This window comes from Thiomicrospira cyclica ALM1 (assembly GCF_000214825.1).
Classification (GTDB): domain Bacteria; phylum Pseudomonadota; class Gammaproteobacteria; order Thiomicrospirales; family Thiomicrospiraceae; genus Thiomicrospira; species Thiomicrospira cyclica.
This window is the reverse complement of sequence record NC_015581.1, coordinates 108,662-128,340: the sequence shown is the minus strand read 5'-3', so window position 1 is coordinate 128,340 and position 19,679 is coordinate 108,662. Positions and strand designations below refer to the sequence as shown.

The window sequence follows — 19,679 nt, the reverse complement described above, 5'->3', positions numbered from 1 at the left end:
CTTTTACTTTGATGTTTGAAAGAACAAAGGCCCATCAAGGGCCCTTGTAGTGAATTACCAACGGAAATGAGAGAAAGCCTTATTGGCCTCAGCCATTCTATGGGTATCTTCTTTTTTCTTGATTGCTGAACCGCGATTTTCTATGGCGTCTGCAAGTTCGCCAGCTAGGCGAAGCATCATTCCTTTTTCGTTACGCTTACGTGCGGCTTCTACGATCCAACGCATGGACAATGCCATTTTACGCTCTGGACGAACCTCAACAGGTACCTGGTAGGTAGCACCACCAACACGGCGTGACTTCACTTCTACCATTGGACCAACATTGTCTAACGCTTCGCGCAATAAAGAGGCATGCTCACCACCTTTGCGGCGCTCAACAACTTTATCCAATGCATCATATACGATTTTTTCAGCCACGGCTTTTTTGCCGCTGAACATGATCATGTTAACAAATTTTGTTAATACTACGTCGCCAAACTTTGGATCTGGTAGAACCAAACGTTTGGGTATCTCTCTTCTTCTTGCCATTCTTCACACTTCCGGTATTAAAGAAATAAAATTAGCTAGCGTATGTCAAAAGGCTTATTTACCTTTTGGACGCTTAGCACCGTACTTAGAACGACCTTGTTTACGCTCATTAACGCCTGCACAGTCAAGTGCACCACGAACTGTATGATAACGTACACCAGGCAAATCCTTAACACGCCCACCACGAATCAGGATGACCGAGTGTTCTTGAAGGTTATGACCCTCACCACCAATGTATGAAGTAACTTCAAAACCATTAGTTAAACGAACACGCGCAACCTTACGCAAGGCAGAGTTAGGCTTTTTAGGGGTAGTGGTATAAACACGCGTACAAACACCGCGACGCTGTGGACATGCATCCAACGCTGGAACGGCCGATTTTTTTACTTTGTCTTTACGCGGCTTACGAACCAACTGGTTAATTGTAGCCATTAAAACTTTCTCCAAATTTGAGACTTAACTCATTAGCCAAATGTTTGTGAGTTTAACACCCACAAACAGGGTTTCAGAATTTTAGTTATCCACTTACTAGAAGTCAAGCAATAAGTTATTGATTTTTTATTGCTCTGACTCTTCAACTTCCATCATTCGGTCGTCAATGACCGGCATTTCTTCTAAAATATCTTCACTTATATCATCGCCATCAGTGAAAACTTCTTTTTGTATGAATGCTCGTAACTCACTATCAACTTCAGCACTAGCCTTGCGGCGCGCTTGATGATAAGCAAAACCTGTCCCAGCTGGAATTAAACGTCCGACAATAACGTTTTCTTTCAGTCCAACCAAAGTATCACGCTTACCACTGACTGCTGCCTCAGTTAAGACTCGCGTAGTTTCTTGGAAAGAAGCCGCCGAGATGAACGATTCCGTTGCCAAGGATGATTTGGTGATACCTAATAAAATACGCTCATAGGTAGCCTCGACTTTACCTTCTTCGCGCATTTTCTCATTGAGCTCTAGCACACGTGCATATTCAGCTTGTTCGCCTTTGATCAATCCCGTGTCACCCGCAGAACGAATTTCAACCTTGCGCAACATTTGACGTATGATCGATTCGATATGCTTGTCGTTGATACGAACACCTTGTAGTCGGTAAACATCTTGCACTTCATCCACAATGTATTCAGCTAAGCGCTCTACACCTAGAAGGCGCAAAATATCATGAGCATTGGGGCTACCTTCAACAATCACATCCCCGCGCTCAACGCGCTCACCCTCAAACACGTTGACACTACGCCATTTTGGAATCAAGGTCTCATACTGCTCGCCTGAGTCTTGGGTAATGATTAATCGTTGCTTACCTTTGGTTTCCTTACCAAAAGAAATTACACCACTAACTTCCGCCATAATCGCAGGCTCTTTCGGTTGTCGCGCCTCGAAAAGGTCGGCAACACGTGGCAAACCACCAGTGATATCTTTTGTTTTTGAAGACTCTTGTGGAATACGTGCCAATACGTCACCAGAAGTTAGTTTTGCACCACTTTGCACTAATACAATGGCATTTTCTGGTAGATAGTAAATTGCAGGTGTTTGAGTACCTGCAAAACAGATACTTTCACCCTTTTCATCAACTAGACGAATAAAAGGACGCGCATCTTTCATTGCATTAGAGCGCTCTTTAGAACCCTTAACGACACGAGTCACTAAACCGGTTAACTCATCAAGTTTTTCTTCAACCGTACCATCAAAGTTACCATATTCGACTAGACCCGCTACCTCTGAAATAACTGGGTGAGTATGTGGATCCCAGGTTGCAATAATCTCACCAGAGCTTAGTTGCTGACCTTCTGTCACCACTAGTATTGCACCGTAAGGAATTTTATAACGCTCTTTCTCACGACCCGCTGCATCCTGAATGGTTACTTCCCCAGAACGAGTTGTAACCATCACTTTATCTTCTGAGTTACGTACTGTCTTCAAGTTATTAAACTTAACACTACCCTCATATTTCACTTCAACCTGACTTTGAGCCGCTGATTTCGATGCTGTACCACCAATGTGGAATGTACGCATGGTCAACTGAGTACCTGGCTCGCCGATTGACTGTGCCGCCATAACGCCAACAGCCTCACCCATATTCACCAGGTGGCCACGGGCAAGATCACGACCGTAACACTTTTGACACACACCAAACTTTGTTTCACAGGTAATCGGTGAACGAACTTTTACGCGGTCGATGCCGTTAGCATCAATCAAGTCAACTAGTTTTTCATCAAGCAACGTACCCTCTTCAACGAGCACATTGCCAGCGGCATCTAGAACAGCTTCGCTTAACACCCGTCCCAGAATACGCTCGCGTAATGATTCGATAACATCACCACCTTCTACGTGCGCGGTCATTTCAATGCCAGCATGGGTACCACAGTCATGTTCGGTTACAACCACGTCTTGTGCAACATCAACTAAGCGACGGGTTAGGTAACCTGAGTTAGCTGTTTTCAATGCTGTATCCGCCAAACCTTTACGCGCACCATGGGTTGAAATGAAGTACTGAAGTACGTTCAAACCTTCACGGAAGTTAGCAGTAATAGGTGTTTCAATAATCGAGCCGTCTGGCTTAGCCATCAAACCACGCATACCACCCAACTGGCGCATCTGGGCAACCGAGCCACGAGCACCTGAGTCTGCCATCATATAAATCGAGTTAAAAGATGTTTCTTTAACCTGTTCACCTTTGGCATCGACAGTCAAATCGTACTGCAACTCCTCCATCATCGCTTTGGTTACTAATTCGTTAGTATGTGACCAAATGTCGACAACTTTGTTATAACGCTCACCCTCGGTTACAAGTCCTTGCGCATACTGAGTCTGGATCTCTTTAACCTGCTCTTCTGCGCGCTCAAGAATGGGCGCCTTCTCATCTGGAATCAACATGTCATCCGAGCAGAAGGACAGACCTGCCATCGTTGACCATTTAAAGCCGGCATACATCAATTGGTCAGCAAAAATAACGGTTTCTTTTGGACCTAGCACACGATAACAAGTGTTTAAAACCTTACTAATATTTTTCTTCGTTAAATTAGTGTTGATCAGGTCATAGGATAAACCCTTAGGCAAAATACGGCTTAACAACGCACGGCCAACAGTTGTATCAACAATACGTGTTTGGCAACGCTCGACACCCTCTTCAATCAAAGTCTCATTAACCCGCAATTTAATACGCGTATGCAAATGAACAACTTTTGCCTCTAGTGCGCGTGTTACCTCCTGCCAGTTAACAAACGCCTTACCCTCGCCAATAGCATTGATTTTCTCACGGGTAATGTAGTAAAGACCCAATACAACGTCCTGCGAAGGTACGATGATAGGATCACCGTTTGCTGGTGACAATAGGTTGTTAGTTGACATCATTAGCGTACGCGCTTCAAGCTGAGCTTCCAATGACAAAGGCACGTGTACAGCCATCTGGTCACCATCAAAGTCGGCGTTGAAAGCTGAACACACTAACGGATGTAAGTTAATAGCCTTACCTTCAATCAATACCGGTTCAAACGCTTGGATACCCAACCTGTGCAATGTTGGCGCACGGTTTAGTAGTACCGGGTGCTCACGGATCACTTCATCAAGCACGTCCCAAACCTCTGGCAAGCTCTGCTCAACCATTTTCTTGGCAGCCTTAATTGTAGGTGCTGATCCACGTTTTTGCAGTTTGCTGAAAATAAAGGGCTTGAAAAGTTCAAGTGCCATCTTCTTTGGCAAGCCACACTGATGTAAACGTAAGGTTGGGCCTACTACGATGACTGAACGACCTGAGTAGTCAACGCGCTTACCGAGCAGGTTTTGACGGAAACGACCTTGTTTACCTTTAATCATGTCGGCTAAAGATTTTAACTGGCGTTTGTTAGTACCGGTAACCGCACGACCACGACGACCGTTATCCAGCAATGAATCTACGGCTTCTTGCAACATACGCTTTTCGTTACGCACGATAATATCGGGCGCCATCAAATCTAATAAACGCTTAAGACGATTGTTTCGGTTAATCACTCGGCGGTACAAATCGTTAAGATCAGAGGTCGCAAATCGGCCACCATCCAAAGGCACTAATGGCCTCAACTCTGGCGGCAATACCGGCAGAACTTCTAACACCATCCATTCCGGCTTATTACCTGACTGAATAAACGACTCAATCAACTTCAGTCGCTTAGATACTTTCTTTTGCTTGGTTTCAGAGTTGGTGTTTTCAACTTCTGAACGTAAACGAGCGGCCTCTTCCGTTAAGGGAATCGACTGCAACATACGTTTAATAGCTTCAGCACCCATCATGGCTTCAAATTCATCGCCATGCTCTTCTAATGCATCAAGATACTCTTCTTCTGTTAACAACTGCCAAGCCTCTAAAGGTGTCAGACCAGGATCAACAACCATAAAGGCTTCAAAATACAATACCGCTTCAATTTCTTTAAGCGTCATGTCCAACATTAAACCAATACGACTTGGAAGCGACTTCAAAAACCAGATATGCGCAACCGGCGTTGCTAGGTCAATATGACCCATACGTTCACGACGCACCTTTGACTGAGTGACCTCAACGCCACATTTTTCGCAGATAACACCACGGTGTTTAAGGCGCTTATACTTCCCACACAAGCATTCATAATCACGAATTGGACCAAAGATTTTGGCACAAAACAAACCATCACGCTCTGGTTTAAATGTACGGTAGTTTATGGTCTCTGGCTTCTTAACTTCGCCATATGACCATGAACGAATTTTTTCAGGTGAAGCAAGTGATACTTTGATCGCATCAAATTCACTGGAAACGTTTTGTTTTTTTAGAAAACCGATTAAATCTTTCATTTAGTCTTGCTCCAACTCAATATCAATACCTAATGCACGAATTTCTTTACGCAACACGCTAAAGGATTCAGGCATCCCCGGCTCCATGTACTCATTGCCATCGACAATGTTTTTGTACATTCGCGTACGACCATTCAAGTCATCCGACTTCACCGTTAACATTTCCTGCAGAGTGAATGCCGCACCATATGCTTCTAGTGCCCACACCTCCATTTCACCGAAACGCTGACCGCCAAATTGAGCTTTACCGCCCAATGGTTGCTGAGTCACGAGGCTGTATGGACCGGTTGAACGCGCATGCATCTTATCGTCAACCAAATGGTTAAGCTTGAGCATGTACATATAACCCACTGTTACTGGGCGATCAAACTCTTCACCTGTACGCCCGTCAAATAAACGCATTTGACCTGACTCTGGTAGATCCGCTAAGCGTAACAATGCTTTGATTTGACCCTCGCCAGCACCGTCAAAAACAGGCGTTGCCATCGGTACGCCTTTGCATAGGTTGCGTGCCAGTTCGATCAACTCATCATCACTAAAGGCGGCAAAATCAACGCCTTGGCCTTGGGTTTCGTTATAAATCTTATCCAAGAAACTACGAACCTCTGCCAAATCCGCTTCACGACGTAACATGGCATCAATTTTCTGACCCAGGCCTTCTGCCGCTAAACCTAGATGGGTTTCTAAAATCTGACCAACGTTCATACGAGAAGGTACACCTAGTGGGTTCAGACAAATATCAACCGGACGACCTGTTTCATCAAATGGCATATCCTCAACAGGGCAAATACGAGAGATTACACCCTTATTACCATGACGGCCGGCCATCTTATCACCTGGCTGAATACGACGCTTAATCGCCACGTAGACCTTAACCATCTTCGACACACCTGGCGCCAGATCATCGCCCTGAGTTAATTTTTTACGCTTTTCCTCAAAGGCGTCATTCAAGCCCTTACGCTTAGTATTAAGCTGGTCTTCCTGTGCTTCTAACTGACGCATTAAATCTTCATCGTTAAGATTCAAAAGGAATAAAGACTTACTATCCATTATGGCCAATTGATCAGCTGTTAAGGTTTTACCTTCCAGTGTGGTTTGACCAACAAGAATTGTGCGCAAACGAGCCAAGCTATCCTGTTCCAGAATACGGTATTGCTCATCAATGTCTTTACGAACGGCATCAAGCTCTTCTTCATGAATTGCTTGGGCACGCGAATCCTTCTTCATCCCTTCACGAGTGAAGACTTGCACATCGATAACTGTGCCTTCAATACCCTTAGAGACTCGCAATGACGTATCTTTAACATCCGATGCTTTTTCACCAAAGATGGCACGTAGTAGCTTCTCTTCCGGTGTTAACTGGGTCTCCCCTTTTGGGGTAACCTTACCAACCAGAATATCACCCTGTTTCACTTCGGCACCGATGTAAACAATACCGCTCTCGTCCAGACGAGATAAAGCCGACTCACCCACGTTCGGAATATCAGCGGTAATTTCCTCTGGACCTAACTTGGTATCACGTGCTAAACAGGTAAATTCTTCAATATGAATTGTTGTAAAACGATCCTCTTGCACAACACGCTCAGATACTAGGATGGAGTCTTCAAAGTTGTAACCGTTCCAAGGCATGAAAGCAACACGCATATTCTGACCTAGAGCCAGCTCACCTAAATCAGTTGAAGGCCCGTCAGCCAATACATCGCCGCGCGCAACTAAATTACCAGCGGCAACAATGGGTTTTTGGTTAATACACGTATTTTGGTTTGAACGTTGATATTTAATAAGATTATAAATATCAACACCCGTTTCACCCTCACTAATCTCATCGGCATTAACACGCACTACAATACGCGACGCATCCGCAGAAACCACTTCACCACCGCGCTCGGCAACCACGGTTACACCAGAATCGATTGCTACCGTTTTCTCAATACCGGTACCTACTAACGGCTTATCGGCTCGAAGCGTCGGTACTGCTTGACGCTGCATGTTTGAACCCATCAAGGCACGGTTAGCATCATCGTGCTCAAGGAATGGAATCAATGCGGCTGCAACTGAAACAATTTGCTTCGGAGATACGTCCATCAAGTTTATGTCTTTCGACATTGACAAGGTAAATTCATTTTGATGACGCGCTGAAATCAAGTCATCAACAAAACGACCGGAATCATCTAAGCGAGCACTCGCCTGCGCAATGATATACTGTGCTTCATCAATTGCAGAAATATATACAATCTCATCAGAAACCTGACCATCAATAACACGACGGTAAGGTGTTTCCAAGAAACCGTATTCGTTGGTTTTTGCATAAACAGCCAACGAATTGATTAGACCGATGTTTGGTCCTTCAGGCGTTTCAATAGGACAAACGCGGCCATAATGAGTGGGGTGTACGTCACGAACCTCAAAACCTGCACGCTCACGAGTTAAGCCACCCGGGCCAAGCGCAGAAACACGACGCTTATGCGTCACTTCTGACAAGGGGTTAACCTGATCCATGAATTGAGACAACTGGCTAGAACCAAAGAACTCTTTAATCGCCGCCGAAACCGGCTTAGCATTAATCAAATCCTGAGGCATTAAACCATCAGATTCGGCCTGATTAAGTCGCTCCTTAACGGCACGCTCAACACGAACCAAACCAACACGGAAAGCATTCTCGGCCATTTCACCAACAGCACGAATTCGACGATTACCTAAAGTATCAATATCATCAACCATACTCTCACCATTACGGATACGAATAAGCTCCCGAATTACTTCTACAATATCATCCGGTTCTAAAACCAAACGACCATCATTGTTATCACGCCCTAAACGACGGTTTAATTTCATGCGACCAACATTGGACAAGTCATAACGCTCTTCTTGGAAGAACAGACTATTAAATAGAGCTTCAGAAGACTCTTTTGTTGGCGGTTCACCTGGGCGCATCATACGATAGATTTCGATCTGTGCTTCTAATTGAGTACTCGTACTGTCTAGGTTCAAAGTATCTGAGATATATGGACCATGAAGTAACTCGTCAACAAACAATACACCAAGCTGTACTTTACCAATCTCATGCATCTTCGCAATCAATTCACTTGTTATCACAGTGTTTGCAGCCGCTAATAACTCACCTGTTGACTTATCAACCAGGTTCTCTGCCACTACCTTGCCAACCAGGAAAGCTTCTGGCACATCAATCTCTTTTAAGCCAGCCTGCTCAAATTGCTTGATACTCCGAGCAGTAATACGATTACCCGCCGCAACGATCACTTCTCCTTTATCAACCATATCAAATGCGGCTACTTGACCTTTCAATTGCTCAGGAATAATGCCCATCACAATTTTAGTTTTAGTAATACGAATTGGTGTTGTGTCAAAGAAAGCAGATAAAATTTGCTCGTTGTCATAACCCATTGCACGTAGCAGGATTGAAACGGGTAATTTGCGACGACGGTCAATACGCGTAAACAAACAATCATTATGGTCAAATTCGAAATCCAACCAAGATCCACGGTATGGAATAATCCGCGCGTTAAATAAAATTTTGCCAGAAGAATGTGACTTGCCCTTGTCATTATCAAAGATAACGCCCGGCGAACGATGCAACTGCGTTACGATTACACGTTCGGTACCGTTAATAACAAAAGTACCGTTATCGGTCATCAAGGGCATATCACCCAGATAAACTTCCTGTTCTTTAATATCCTTAACAGGGCGATTACTGGCAGGCGCTTCTTTATCATAAATCACCAACCGCATCTTGACGCGCAGAGGCGCCGCATAAGTTACGCCACGCTGTTTACACTCCTTAACATCAAACTCAGGCTGACCTAGATGATAGCTGACGTAATCCAAGTCCGCTGTGCCAGCGACACCCTTAATTGGAAATACAGACTTAAAGGCAGAGTGAAGACCCATCGCAATGCGGTCATTCGGTTTTTTATCTAATTGAATAAAATCGTGGTAGGAGCTCTTTTGCAAAGACAGTAGGTACGGCACATCAAGCATTGATGCTTGAGTGGCAAAATCTTTACGGATACGTTTCTTTTCGGTTAACGAGTATGACATGGAATACCTCGACAATCGGGTTATTAAATTGTGGGACTTCAAGTAAATGTATAAAAGGGTCGTATCAAACTAAAATATGACGCTTTTACACACTGATAAAACACAAAAGGCCGACACCGAAATGTCAGCCATTTTCACTGCAGCTAAGCAGTTAAAATCAAGCTATTACTTGATCTCAACCTGGCCGCCAGCCTCTTCAACTTGCTTTTTAATTTCATCAGCTTCTTCTTTAGAGACGCCTTCTTTAAGCACAGTTGGAACACCTTCAACCGCGTCTTTAGCTTCTTTTAAGCCAAGACCAGTGATTGCGCGAACAGCTTTGATCGCACCAACTTTGTTAGAACCAGCACTGGTTAAAACTACGTTGAACTCTGATTGCTCTTCAGCAGCTTCAGCGGCAGCAGCTGGACCAGCAACAGCCATCGCTGCAGCAGATACACCAAATTTTTCTTCCATTGCTGAAATTAATTCAACAACTTCGACTACCGTCATATTGGCAACGGCTTCTAAGATATCGTTTTGTGATACAGACATGTTTATCTCCTAAATGTAATAAATAACTAATGCAAAAAATTAAGCCGCTTCGCGTGACTCTTTGTAAGCTGCCAGCGTACGAGCCAATTTCTCGACCGGTGCCTTCATTACATACATTAGTTTTGCAATTGCTTCGTCGTAAGTTGGTAGTGATGCAACCATATCTAATTGATTAGCGTCAAGGGTGCCTGAACCAATTGATACTGCTTTAACAACCATAGCATCGTTTTCTTTTTTGAATGCCTTAACAACACGCGCTGCGCCTGATAGTTCTTTCTGAGAGAACACCAAAACAACAGGTCCTACCAATGAAGCGCTCATGTCTTCATAAGGTGTTCCTGCAAATGCACGTTTAGCTAGGGTATTTTTAACTACGCGAACAACAACACCATTGTCGCGAGCCTGAGAACGAAGCTTAGTCATCTGCTCCACTGTCAACCCACGATATTCAGCTACGACTATAGAAACGGTATCTGCCAATACAGCAGAAACTTCTTCTAAGACAAGCTTTTTATCTTCGAGTTTAAGTGCCATTCTAACCTCCATAAGTTTAGTTACGATGTAACTAAACTACTCATCTACGTAGGCCGCAAATGCAATTAAGGTTGTTCTATTCACAACCACCTACGGTCTGCGATGGGCACTCACATTTAGGAGACCCAAACCGCAACCCATTATTCAAAAGAACAACAGGAATTTAGATTGAAGACTGTTCCACAGCTACCGCAGGACCCATGGTACTGGATAAGGAAACCTTCTTCATATATACACCCTTAGCAGCGGAAGGCTTAGCTTTATTCAAGTCTTCAATAAGGGCTGCCAAGTTTTCTTTCAATTTTTGGCTATCAAAAGACGCCTTACCGATTGGAGCATGAACAATACCGGCCTTGTCTACACGGTAACGAACTTGACCTGCTTTTGCGTTATTGATCGCAGTCACAACATCAGGCGTTACAGTACCTGTCTTAGGGTTAGGCATTAAGCCACGTGGACCTAAAACAGTACCTAACGCACCTACAACACGCATGGCATCTGGGCTTGCAATAACTACGTCAAAGTCCATCATGCCTTTTTTAATGTCAGCAGCCAACTCATCCATACCCACGAAATCAGCACCTGCTGCCTTAGCAGCCGCCTGGTTCGCTTCACCGGTAAATACAGCAACACGAATAGTCTTACCAAGACCATTCGGCAATACTGTTGCACCGCGAACAACCTGATCAGATTTACGTGGGTCAACGCCTAACTTAACAGCAACATCCACAGTTTCATCGAATTTTGCCGTTGCCAACTCTTTAACAAGATCAAGCGCAGCCATAACCTCATAAGAAGAGTCTTTATTGACACGCTCAACCATTACTTTTTGTTTTTTTGTTAATTTTGCCATGTCTTATTACCCCTCAACCGTTAGGCCCATGCTACGCGCGGAACCTTCAATGATTTTAACTGCTGTGTCTAAATCGTTAGCATTCAAATCCGGCATTTTTGTAGTAGCAATTTCTTCTAACTGAGCACGGGTAACCTTACCCACCTTGTTTAGGTTAGGTACGGCACTACCACTCTTGATGCCAGCTGCTTTTTTCAACAACACAGCGGCCGGAGGGGTTTTAGTAATGAATGTGAAGCTCTTATCACTGTAAACAGTAATAACAACAGGCAATGGAAGTCCTTTTTCAACATTGGCTGTCTGGGCGTTAAACGCTTTACAGAACTCCATGATGTTAACACCACGCTGACCCAAAGCTGGACCAACGGGCGGACTTGGATTCGCTGCACCTGCAGGAATCTGTAATTTAATATAGGCTGCAATTTTCTTAGCCATTGTTACACTCCTAGTTGGGTAATAGCGCCTTGCGGCTCCCCGTTAAAAAAATCAGCTTTTTGCGACCTGTGAGAACTCAAGCTCAACCGGCGTTGAGCGCCCAAAAATCAATACTGATACTTGTAATTTATTTTTATCGTAGTCAACGCCTTCAACAACGGCTTCAAAGTCGGTAAACGGACCATCTGTAACTCGAACCATTTCACCTGGTTCGTAGATGATTTTAGGCCGTGGCTTGTCTACATTTTCTTCAACACGCTGTAAAATTCTATCCACTTCTTTTTGGGTTATTGGCGCAGGCTTATCACTCTTACCACCAATAAAACCAAGCACTTGGGGTACACTCTTAACTAGGTGCCAGGTTTCTTCGCTTAATTCCATTTCAACCAACACATAGCCAGGAAAAAATTTACGTTCACTGGTGCGTTTTTTACCATCTCGAATTTCAACAACTTCTTCCGAGGGCACTAGGATACGCCCGAAATGGTCACTTAACTCCGCACGCTCAGCATATTCAACAATACCGGCCTTAACTTTGTTTTCATAACCAGAAAATGCATGTACTACATACCAACGTTTTGCCATTTTAGCCTCCCTGTCCGGTCAATAACTTCACCGCCCATAGGAAGAACATATCAATCAACCATAGGAAAATACCCACGATGATGACGGCAATAACCACAATGAGCGTTGTTTGTGCTGTCTCTTTACGTGTCGGCCATACGACCTGACGTATTTCTTTTTTTGTCTGAATTAAGTATTTAAACCACGACCCACCTAGAGCCGTTGTATACAACACAGCAACGGCGCCAACGGCGCCCGCAATTACCACCAATACACGAATTACGGCATGGAGATCAGACAGGTAATAATAGGCGAAGATACCGCCCACTAATATAAATAGAGACAATACCAGCTTAGCGGTATCCGCTGTACTGCGTGCTTCTTGAACTTCTGGATTTTTATTCATTGGTTTCAGTACAATTAAAAAAAACGACCTGCACCTTGGATACAGACCGTTAAAATTTGGCAGGGGTAGAGAGATTCGAACTCCCAACCTTCGGATTTGGAATCCGCGGCTCTACCAATTGGAGCTATACCCCTAGAAAATTAAAAAAAGGGACTATATCAGTCCCTTTTAATTTTTGCAAGATTTAATTACTTCAAAATCTTAGAAACAACACCCGCACCAACCGTACGACCACCTTCGCGAATCGCGAAGCGTAAACCTTCGTCCATCGCAATTGGGTTGATCAAGGTGATTGTCATCTGGATGTTATCTCCTGGCATAACCATTTCAACACCTGATGGTAATTCACACGCACCAGTTACGTCCGTAGTACGGAAGTAAAACTGGGGACGGTAACCATTGAAGAATGGCGTATGACGACCACCTTCTTCTTTCGACAATACATACACTTCTGATTCAAACTGAGTATGTGGATTAATCTTGCCAACATGACTCAACACTTGACCACGCTCAACGTCTTCACGCTTAGTACCACGTAGTAGTACACCCACGTTATCGCCCGCTTCACCTTGATCTAGTAACTTACGGAACATTTCAACACCGGTTACAGTAGTGCTTACGGTATCACGGATACCTACGATCTCAACCGTTTCGCCTACTTTAACAACACCTGTCTCAATACGACCGGTTACAACCGTACCACGACCCTGAATCGAGAATACGTCTTCTACTGGCATCAAAAACGGCTTATCCGTATCACGCTCTGGTGTTGGAATGTAGGTATCTAACGCTTCGATCAAACGACCGATTGCTGGCTCACCAATCTCAGACTGGTCACCTTCAATAGCCTTCAAGGCCGAACCTTTAATGACCGGCGTATCATCACCTGGGAAGTCATAGTCTGACAACAACTCACGTACTTCCATTTCAACCAATTCTAGCAACTCTTCATCATCAACCATGTCCGCCTTGTTTAGGAACACAACGATGTAAGGTACACCCACCTGACGTGATAACAAAATGTGCTCACGGGTTTGTGGCATGGGGCCATCAGCAGCCGAACATACAAGAATGGCACCGTCCATCTGCGCCGCACCCGTGATCATGTTTTTAACATAGTCAGCATGCCCTGGGCAGTCAACGTGCGCATAGTGGCGCGACTCGGACTCATACTCAACGTGTGCTGTTGAAATGGTAATACCACGTGCTTTTTCTTCCGGTGCATTGTCAATCTGGTCGTAACCTTTGACATCACCACCAAACTTCTTACCCTGCACAATGGTCAATGCCGCTGTTAATGTCGTTTTACCATGGTCAACGTGACCAATCGTTCCTACGTTAACGTGCGGCTTTGTACGTTCAAACTTTGCTTTTGCCATGACGAACCCCGTTTTAGCGTTACTAATTGACTGGGCACCCCAGCCTAAAAATGGAGCTCTCAACCAGAATCGAACTGGTGACCTCTTCCTTACCATGGAAGCGCTCTACCGACTGAGCTATGAGAGCTGAATTCTTAAATCTTGAAATGGAGCGGGTGATGGGAATCGAACCCACGTCTTCGGCTTGGAAGGCCGAGGTAATAGCCATTATACGACACCCGCAGGTATATTGGTGGAGGGTGCTGGATTCGAACCAACGAAGGCTGAGCCAGCAGATTTACAGTCTGCCCCCTTTGACCGCTCGGGAAACCCTCCAAATGTGGTTGCGTATTTTACCTAGAAAAACACACCTGTCAACAAAAGATTACTAAAGTTCTAAAATAATTCTGACAAGCATTTCATTCATCAAAAGAATCGCTAAACTAGCCTATATGAATAACTTTCTATTTGATCAACAGCATATTTGGCACCCCTACAATCGCCTGCCAGCTCGTCAACCAGCACTAGCGGCATCGTCAACCCAGGGTTGTACAATTACCCTAGACGACGGTCGTCAATTACTCGATGCCATGTCATCTTGGTGGTCGGCAATTCATGGCTATAATCACCCTACCATTATCGCGGCCGCTAGTGAGCAACTGCAGAAGATGCCGCATATTATGTTTGGTGGCTTTAGCCATCAACCAGCGACCGAACTCGCACAGGCTTTAATTGATATTTCCCCGCCCAGTCTTACGCACACTTTTTTCGCTGATTCTGGCTCTATTGCGGTGGAGGTCGCCCTCAAAATGGCTTTACAGTACTGGAAGTCGATTGGCCAGCCCAGAAAGTCACGCTTCATCGCCTTACAGCATGCCTATCATGGCGATACCTTTGGTGCCATGTCGGTTTGCGATCCGGTTGATGGCATGCACCATCTGTTCGCAGACAACCTGATGCCAAATTTGTTTGCAAAAGCACCACCCATTTGCCACCATCCTAGCGAGCCACTTGACAACCAGGCCTGCTTAGCGTCACTGGCCCAAATACTGGAACAGCATCATCATGAAATAGCGGCGTTTATTTTTGAGCCGATTGTGCAGGGCGCGGGCGGGATGCGTTTTTATTCTGCCGACTACCTTAAAGAAGCCGCCGCACTATGCCGACACTACGATGTATTATTAATTGCCGATGAAATCGCCACCGGGCTAGGTCGCACTGGCAAGTTGTTTGCCTGCGAATGGGCCGATATTGAACCGGACATCTTAACCCTTGGCAAAGGATTAAGTGCGGGCATGATAAGCCTGGCCGCCGTACTATGCAATGAACGGATTCGTGCGGGGATTAGCCAAGCAGCACCAGGCCTGCTCATGCATGGCCCAACATTTATGGCCAACCCACTCGCCTGCCGCATTGCACATGCAAGCGTGAAACTACTAAACGACTATGATTGGCAAACGGCCGTTACGCAACTACAACACATCTTTAGTCAGGCCTGGCAAGGTCTAGCACATCCTGATATTGTCGGTATCCGCTGCTTAGGTGGGGTAGCCGTGATTGAATTAAATCGCGATGATTTGGCTGGCTTAATACAAGAATTTGCACTGGAAGAAGGTGTTTGGCTGCGCCCGTTTGGAAAGTTGGTTTATAGCATGCCGGCCTACACCATGACAGCGACCGAAGCTCAACAAATCGCCCAGGTGATGGCCAGCGCCGTAATGAAAGCTTTAATAGCCGCTGATAAACAAGACACCGCACTCAAACAACAACGACCATTTGTCTAGCGCTCTAGCGCTCAAGACTAAGCAACTTAACTATAACTGCTCGGCAATATAGCGTGGTAACGCAAAGCAGGCCTGGTGCAATGCTGGGGCGTAATAACGGGTGGCTAATTCAACCGCACGCGGTGGTACAGTGGTAAGATCCACCGCATCACTCGCCCAGGCTAGTGTCATAATGCCGCCAACATAGGTTGGTACGGCAACGCTATAAAAACCACGATGCGCAAAGGTTAAACCCAAACGCTGTGCCGAGGTTTTCAGCTCATCGCCCTGCAAAAAACTCACCCCATTTTGTGCTACAAAAATACCGCCTTCGGCGAGGCAACGCTGCACCCCGGCATAAAAACGCGAAGTAAATAGCACCTCACCAGGCCCCACTGGATCGGTTGAATCAGAAATCACCACATCAAAGGTTTGTGCGGTCTGATTAACAAACTCAACGCCATCACCAATCACCAGGTTTAAACGCGGGTCATCATACGCACCCTGTGAATGATTCGGAAAATAGGTACGACACATCGACACCACCGCCTCATCAATTTCCACCTGGGTAACCTGCTCAACCTCAGGATGCTTCAACACCTCACGTAGAATACCACCATCCCCGCCGCCAACGATCAGCACGCGCTTAGGACAAGGGTGCGCCATCATCGGCACATGGGTTAGCATTTCGTGATAAATAAATTCGTCACGCTCGGTAGTTTGGATAACACCGTCTAGCGCCATAACACGGCCCCACTGGGCATTATTAAAAATTACCAGATGCTGATGCGCGGTTTTGCTTTCAAACAAAATCTCATCCATCACAAACGACTGCCCCCAGGACGGGTGCAATGTTTCTAAATAACTGATTTCGCTCACGCGGCATCCTCAGTCGCTGCGCTGTTCACATCACCACGCAACAGGGTATCAACCACAACGTGTGACGGGGTAAACGCCGCTTCTAAAACCGCAATCGCTTTTTCAGGCTGGGCATCGCCACACATAAACACATCAAAGGCGGCAAAATCACGCTCTGGCCAAGAGTGGACACTAATATGCGATTCGGCCAGTACGGCAACACCCGAAATGCCGCCATTCGGGGTAAAGTGATGCAAATGAATATGTAACAGCGTTGCGCCGGCTTTCGTCACCGCCTCGCGCAAAGTGTCTTCCATTAACTCCAACTCATCCAAGCGCTTAGCGCCCCACAAGTCGATAATCAAATGCGTGCCTGCATATTCTTTACCATCGCGCACAATAAAATGATCTTGGGTTAAATCTTCCACCGCTTGATCATGGGTGGGCCAAGACGACTCAATCACTGTCGTTTTTTCAATGATTTCAAAGTGCTCATTACCGGTTTTTAGAATATTTTCAGGCATTTTTTGGCCCACCTTCCCTTGTTTCAATGTTATTAATAAAATTTTGAAAAACGCGAATTATGACGGTTAAACGTCAAAATGCAAGCATAATTCGCTCACGCAAATAATCAGTGCGCCGTGTCTACGACCTCAAAGTCATGAGTTAGCGACGCGGCCTGCTCTAACATTTTCGATACCGAACAATATTTTTCAGCCGATAAGTTCACCGCTCGCTCAACCTTGGCGGCGGATAAACCATGCCCCGTCACCACATAATGCAAATGGATTTTGGTATACACCTTCGGAATGGTGTCGGCACGTTCCGCGCTCACCTCAATGCGACAATCCTGCACGGCTTGACCGCCTTTCTGCAAAATCATCATCACATCAACTGCTGTACAACCACCCAACCCCAATAACACCATTTCCATTGGGCGCGGCCCCAGATTTTTACCACCAATATCGGGCGGACCATCCATCACCACAGCATGACCCGATGCGGTTTCACCCACAAAACTCATGCCATCAACCCATTTCACTGTTGCTATTGTATTCATCATCCTGATCTCTCTTTGTTATAACGGGTTATAACCTAACCCAAATAAGCAGGCCTGGTTAAGAATGCTCAACCAGGCCTGCTAATCATCACAGCTTAAACATATCGGCTAAGGCATCACCCGGATCGTGGGCGCGCATAAAGGCCTCACCGACCAAAAAGCCATGCACATCATGGCTACGCATCAGCTGAACATCGGCGGCCGACAAGATACCACTTTCGGTAATCACTAATCGGTCAGCCGGTAAACGCGCCAACAAATCCAAAGTGGTTTGCAAACTCACCTCAAAATTATGCAAATTGCGGTTATTAATCCCGATCAGCGGCAACGGAATGCTCAAAGCACGATCGAGCTCTTCACCATCATGCACTTCTATTAACACATCCATCTGTAACGTTTGGGCAAGCGCGGTTAACTCAACCATTTGCGCATTGGTTAAAGAAGCGGCGATTAACAAAATACAATCCGCACCCATCGCCCGCGCTTCATAGACTTGATAGGGCGCAATAATAAAATCTTTGCGAATTACCGGCAAACTGACCGCCGCCCGTGCTTGTCGCAAATAGTCTGCCGAGCCCTGAAAAAAATCAACATCGGTTAACACGGACAAACAAGCCGCACCCGCTCGCTCATAGGCTTGAGCAATCGCCACTGGATCAAAGTTTTCACGCAACACGCCCTTACTGGGCGAGGCTTTTTTAATCTCGGCAATCACCGCCGCTTGACCGGCCGCAACTTTGACTTGTAGTGCGGCAGCAAAACCGCGCACGGGATTATCCAAGCAGGTCTGCTCGGCCAGTGCGGTGATTTCAGCCAAAGGTACAATAGCTTCTGCCGCGGCAATTTCCGCGAGCTTGCGTTGATTAATTTTATTTAAGATAGTTGGAGTTGCCATGCGTGCCTGCTAGATTGCTTGAGTAAATTCAATAAACTGCTGAAACTTCTGCGCCGCCAAACCGTCACGCAACAGGGTTTTCGCGCGCATTACGCCATCAGCAAAACTGGTCACTTGGCCGGCCACATACAGCGCAGCACCCGCGTTTAGCGCAATAATATCGGCCGCAGGCCCGGCTTCACCTGCAAAAGCTTGTTGAATTAACGCCAAACTTTCTTCAGCCGAGGCCACAGACAGGGGTAACAAACTCGGATGCGCCATGCCATATTCATCCGGGTCAATTTGCCACTCTTTAATCTGCCCGTTACGCAACTCGGCCACATAGGTGGATGCCACCACAGAAATTTCATCCAAACCATCAGCGGCATGCACCACCATCACATGCTCAGAACCCAATTGCTTCAACACCTGAGCAAAGGGTACTAATAAACCGCGATCATAAACCCCTAACACCTGTGCGGGGGCATTAGCGGGATTGGTCAGTGGACCCAGCAAGTTAAACACCGTGCGCACGCCCAAAGCCCGACGCACGCCAATCACGTGCTTCATCGCACCATGATGGGCCGGCGCAAACATAAAACCAACGCCCAATTCGGTAATACAGGCTTCCACCTGAGTGGCGGTCAAACCTAAGTTAACCCCGGCCGCTTCTAATAAATCAGCACTGCCCGACTTACTCGACACCGAACGATTACCATGCTTGGCAACCTTCGCGCCCCCAGCAGCGGCCACAAACGCGGTCGCGGTAGAGACATTGAAAATATTCGCACCATCACCGCCGGTACCACAGGTATCAATCAAGCCGTCTAGCGAGCCAAGATTCACCTTTACCGATAAACTGCGCATCACTTCCGCGGCGGCGGCGATTTCATCAATGGTTTCGCCTTTCATCCGCAAGGCAATTAATAAGCCGGCAATTTCCGCATCGCTTGCCTCGCCCGACATCAGATACTGCATAACATCGCGCATCTGCGTACTGGCTAAATCCTGTTGTTTCAATAGTGCCTGCAAGGCGTCAGCAATTAACATCGG

Annotated in this window: 17 protein-coding genes and 4 tRNA genes; 1 reads left to right on the top strand and 20 read right to left on the bottom strand. The window is 45.9% G+C overall.

Features of this window, described 5'->3' with window-relative positions; all coding sequences use genetic code 11:
• Window positions 1-54: 54 nt before the first annotated feature.
• From rpsG to THICY_RS00555, 15 genes are all read right to left on the bottom strand, one after another.
• Window positions 55-528 (bottom strand): 30S ribosomal protein S7, encoded by a 474-nt coding sequence (gene rpsG, locus THICY_RS00625; protein ID WP_013834682.1) that lies wholly within the window; start codon window positions 526-528, stop codon window positions 55-57.
• Window positions 529-582: 54 nt separating this feature from the next.
• Entirely contained in the window at window positions 583-960 is a 378-nt protein-coding gene (rpsL, locus tag THICY_RS00620; RefSeq protein ID WP_013834681.1) for a 30S ribosomal protein S12, read from the bottom strand.
• A 126-nt stretch (window positions 961-1,086) separates the two neighbouring features.
• Entirely contained in the window at window positions 1,087-5,328 is a 4,242-nt protein-coding gene (gene rpoC / locus THICY_RS00615) for a DNA-directed RNA polymerase subunit beta' (RefSeq protein ID WP_013834680.1), read from the bottom strand.
• Window positions 5,329-9,387 (bottom strand): DNA-directed RNA polymerase subunit beta, encoded by a 4,059-nt coding sequence (gene rpoB, locus THICY_RS00610; protein WP_013834679.1) that lies wholly within the window; start codon window positions 9,385-9,387, stop codon window positions 5,329-5,331.
• Window positions 9,388-9,552: 165 nt separating this feature from the next.
• Window positions 9,553-9,921, bottom strand: a complete 369-nt coding sequence (gene rplL / locus THICY_RS00605) for a 50S ribosomal protein L7/L12 (protein WP_013834678.1) — start codon at window positions 9,919-9,921, stop codon at window positions 9,553-9,555.
• 39 nt (window positions 9,922-9,960) lie between these two features.
• Window positions 9,961-10,455 carry a 50S ribosomal protein L10 gene (gene rplJ, locus THICY_RS00600; RefSeq protein WP_013834677.1) on the bottom strand — a complete coding sequence of 165 codons (495 nt, stop codon included), beginning with the start codon at window positions 10,453-10,455 and terminating at the stop codon, window positions 9,961-9,963.
• Window positions 10,456-10,618: 163 nt separating this feature from the next.
• Complete coding sequence (gene rplA / locus THICY_RS00595; protein ID WP_013834676.1) at window positions 10,619-11,308, bottom strand: 50S ribosomal protein L1; 690 nt, start codon at window positions 11,306-11,308, stop codon at window positions 10,619-10,621.
• Between the two features lie 6 nt (window positions 11,309-11,314).
• Window positions 11,315-11,743, bottom strand: a complete 429-nt coding sequence (gene rplK, locus THICY_RS00590) for a 50S ribosomal protein L11 (RefSeq protein ID WP_013834675.1) — start codon at window positions 11,741-11,743, stop codon at window positions 11,315-11,317.
• A 51-nt stretch (window positions 11,744-11,794) separates the two neighbouring features.
• Complete coding sequence (gene nusG / locus THICY_RS00585) at window positions 11,795-12,328, bottom strand: transcription termination/antitermination protein NusG (protein WP_013834674.1); 534 nt, start codon at window positions 12,326-12,328, stop codon at window positions 11,795-11,797.
• A gap of 1 nt (window position 12,329) precedes the next feature.
• Window positions 12,330-12,713 carry a preprotein translocase subunit SecE gene (gene secE / locus THICY_RS00580; RefSeq protein ID WP_013834673.1) on the bottom strand — a complete coding sequence of 128 codons (384 nt, stop codon included), beginning with the start codon at window positions 12,711-12,713 and terminating at the stop codon, window positions 12,330-12,332.
• Between the two features lie 57 nt (window positions 12,714-12,770).
• Window positions 12,771-12,847, bottom strand: a tRNA-Trp gene (locus THICY_RS00575).
• 54 nt (window positions 12,848-12,901) lie between these two features.
• Complete coding sequence (tuf, locus tag THICY_RS00570) at window positions 12,902-14,092, bottom strand: elongation factor Tu (protein WP_013834672.1); 1,191 nt, start codon at window positions 14,090-14,092, stop codon at window positions 12,902-12,904.
• A 51-nt stretch (window positions 14,093-14,143) separates the two neighbouring features.
• A tRNA-Thr gene (locus tag THICY_RS00565) sits at window positions 14,144-14,219 on the bottom strand.
• Window positions 14,220-14,239: 20 nt separating this feature from the next.
• A tRNA-Gly gene (locus tag THICY_RS00560) sits at window positions 14,240-14,314 on the bottom strand.
• 8 nt (window positions 14,315-14,322) lie between these two features.
• A tRNA-Tyr gene (locus THICY_RS00555) sits at window positions 14,323-14,407 on the bottom strand.
• Window positions 14,408-14,523: 116 nt separating this feature from the next.
• Here THICY_RS00555 and bioA point away from each other — a divergent pair.
• Window positions 14,524-15,855 (top strand): adenosylmethionine--8-amino-7-oxononanoate transaminase, encoded by a 1,332-nt coding sequence (bioA, locus tag THICY_RS00550; RefSeq protein WP_013834671.1) that lies wholly within the window; start codon window positions 14,524-14,526, stop codon window positions 15,853-15,855.
• Between the two features lie 30 nt (window positions 15,856-15,885).
• Here the strand turns inward: bioA and speE are convergent, their stop codons facing one another.
• From speE to trpD, 5 genes are all read right to left on the bottom strand, one after another.
• A complete protein-coding gene (gene speE / locus THICY_RS00545; RefSeq protein ID WP_013834670.1) occupies window positions 15,886-16,713 on the bottom strand; it encodes a polyamine aminopropyltransferase in 828 nt (275 codons plus the stop codon).
• A complete protein-coding gene (gene speD, locus THICY_RS00540) occupies window positions 16,710-17,216 on the bottom strand; it encodes an adenosylmethionine decarboxylase (RefSeq protein WP_013834669.1) in 507 nt (168 codons plus the stop codon). Before speD ends, speE begins: the two co-directional genes overlap by 4 nt.
• 107 nt (window positions 17,217-17,323) lie before the next feature.
• Window positions 17,324-17,752, bottom strand: coding sequence for an OsmC family protein (locus THICY_RS00535; protein ID WP_013834668.1), 429 nt, complete (start codon window positions 17,750-17,752; stop codon window positions 17,324-17,326).
• Between the two features lie 88 nt (window positions 17,753-17,840).
• The gene (gene trpC / locus THICY_RS00530; protein ID WP_013834667.1) at window positions 17,841-18,647 is read right to left on the bottom strand and encodes an indole-3-glycerol phosphate synthase TrpC; all 807 of its coding nucleotides are present in this window, start codon (window positions 18,645-18,647) and stop codon (window positions 17,841-17,843) included.
• Between the two features lie 9 nt (window positions 18,648-18,656).
• Window positions 18,657-19,676, bottom strand: a complete 1,020-nt coding sequence (gene trpD, locus THICY_RS00525) for an anthranilate phosphoribosyltransferase (RefSeq protein ID WP_013834666.1) — start codon at window positions 19,674-19,676, stop codon at window positions 18,657-18,659.
• Window positions 19,677-19,679: the final 3 nt, after the last annotated feature.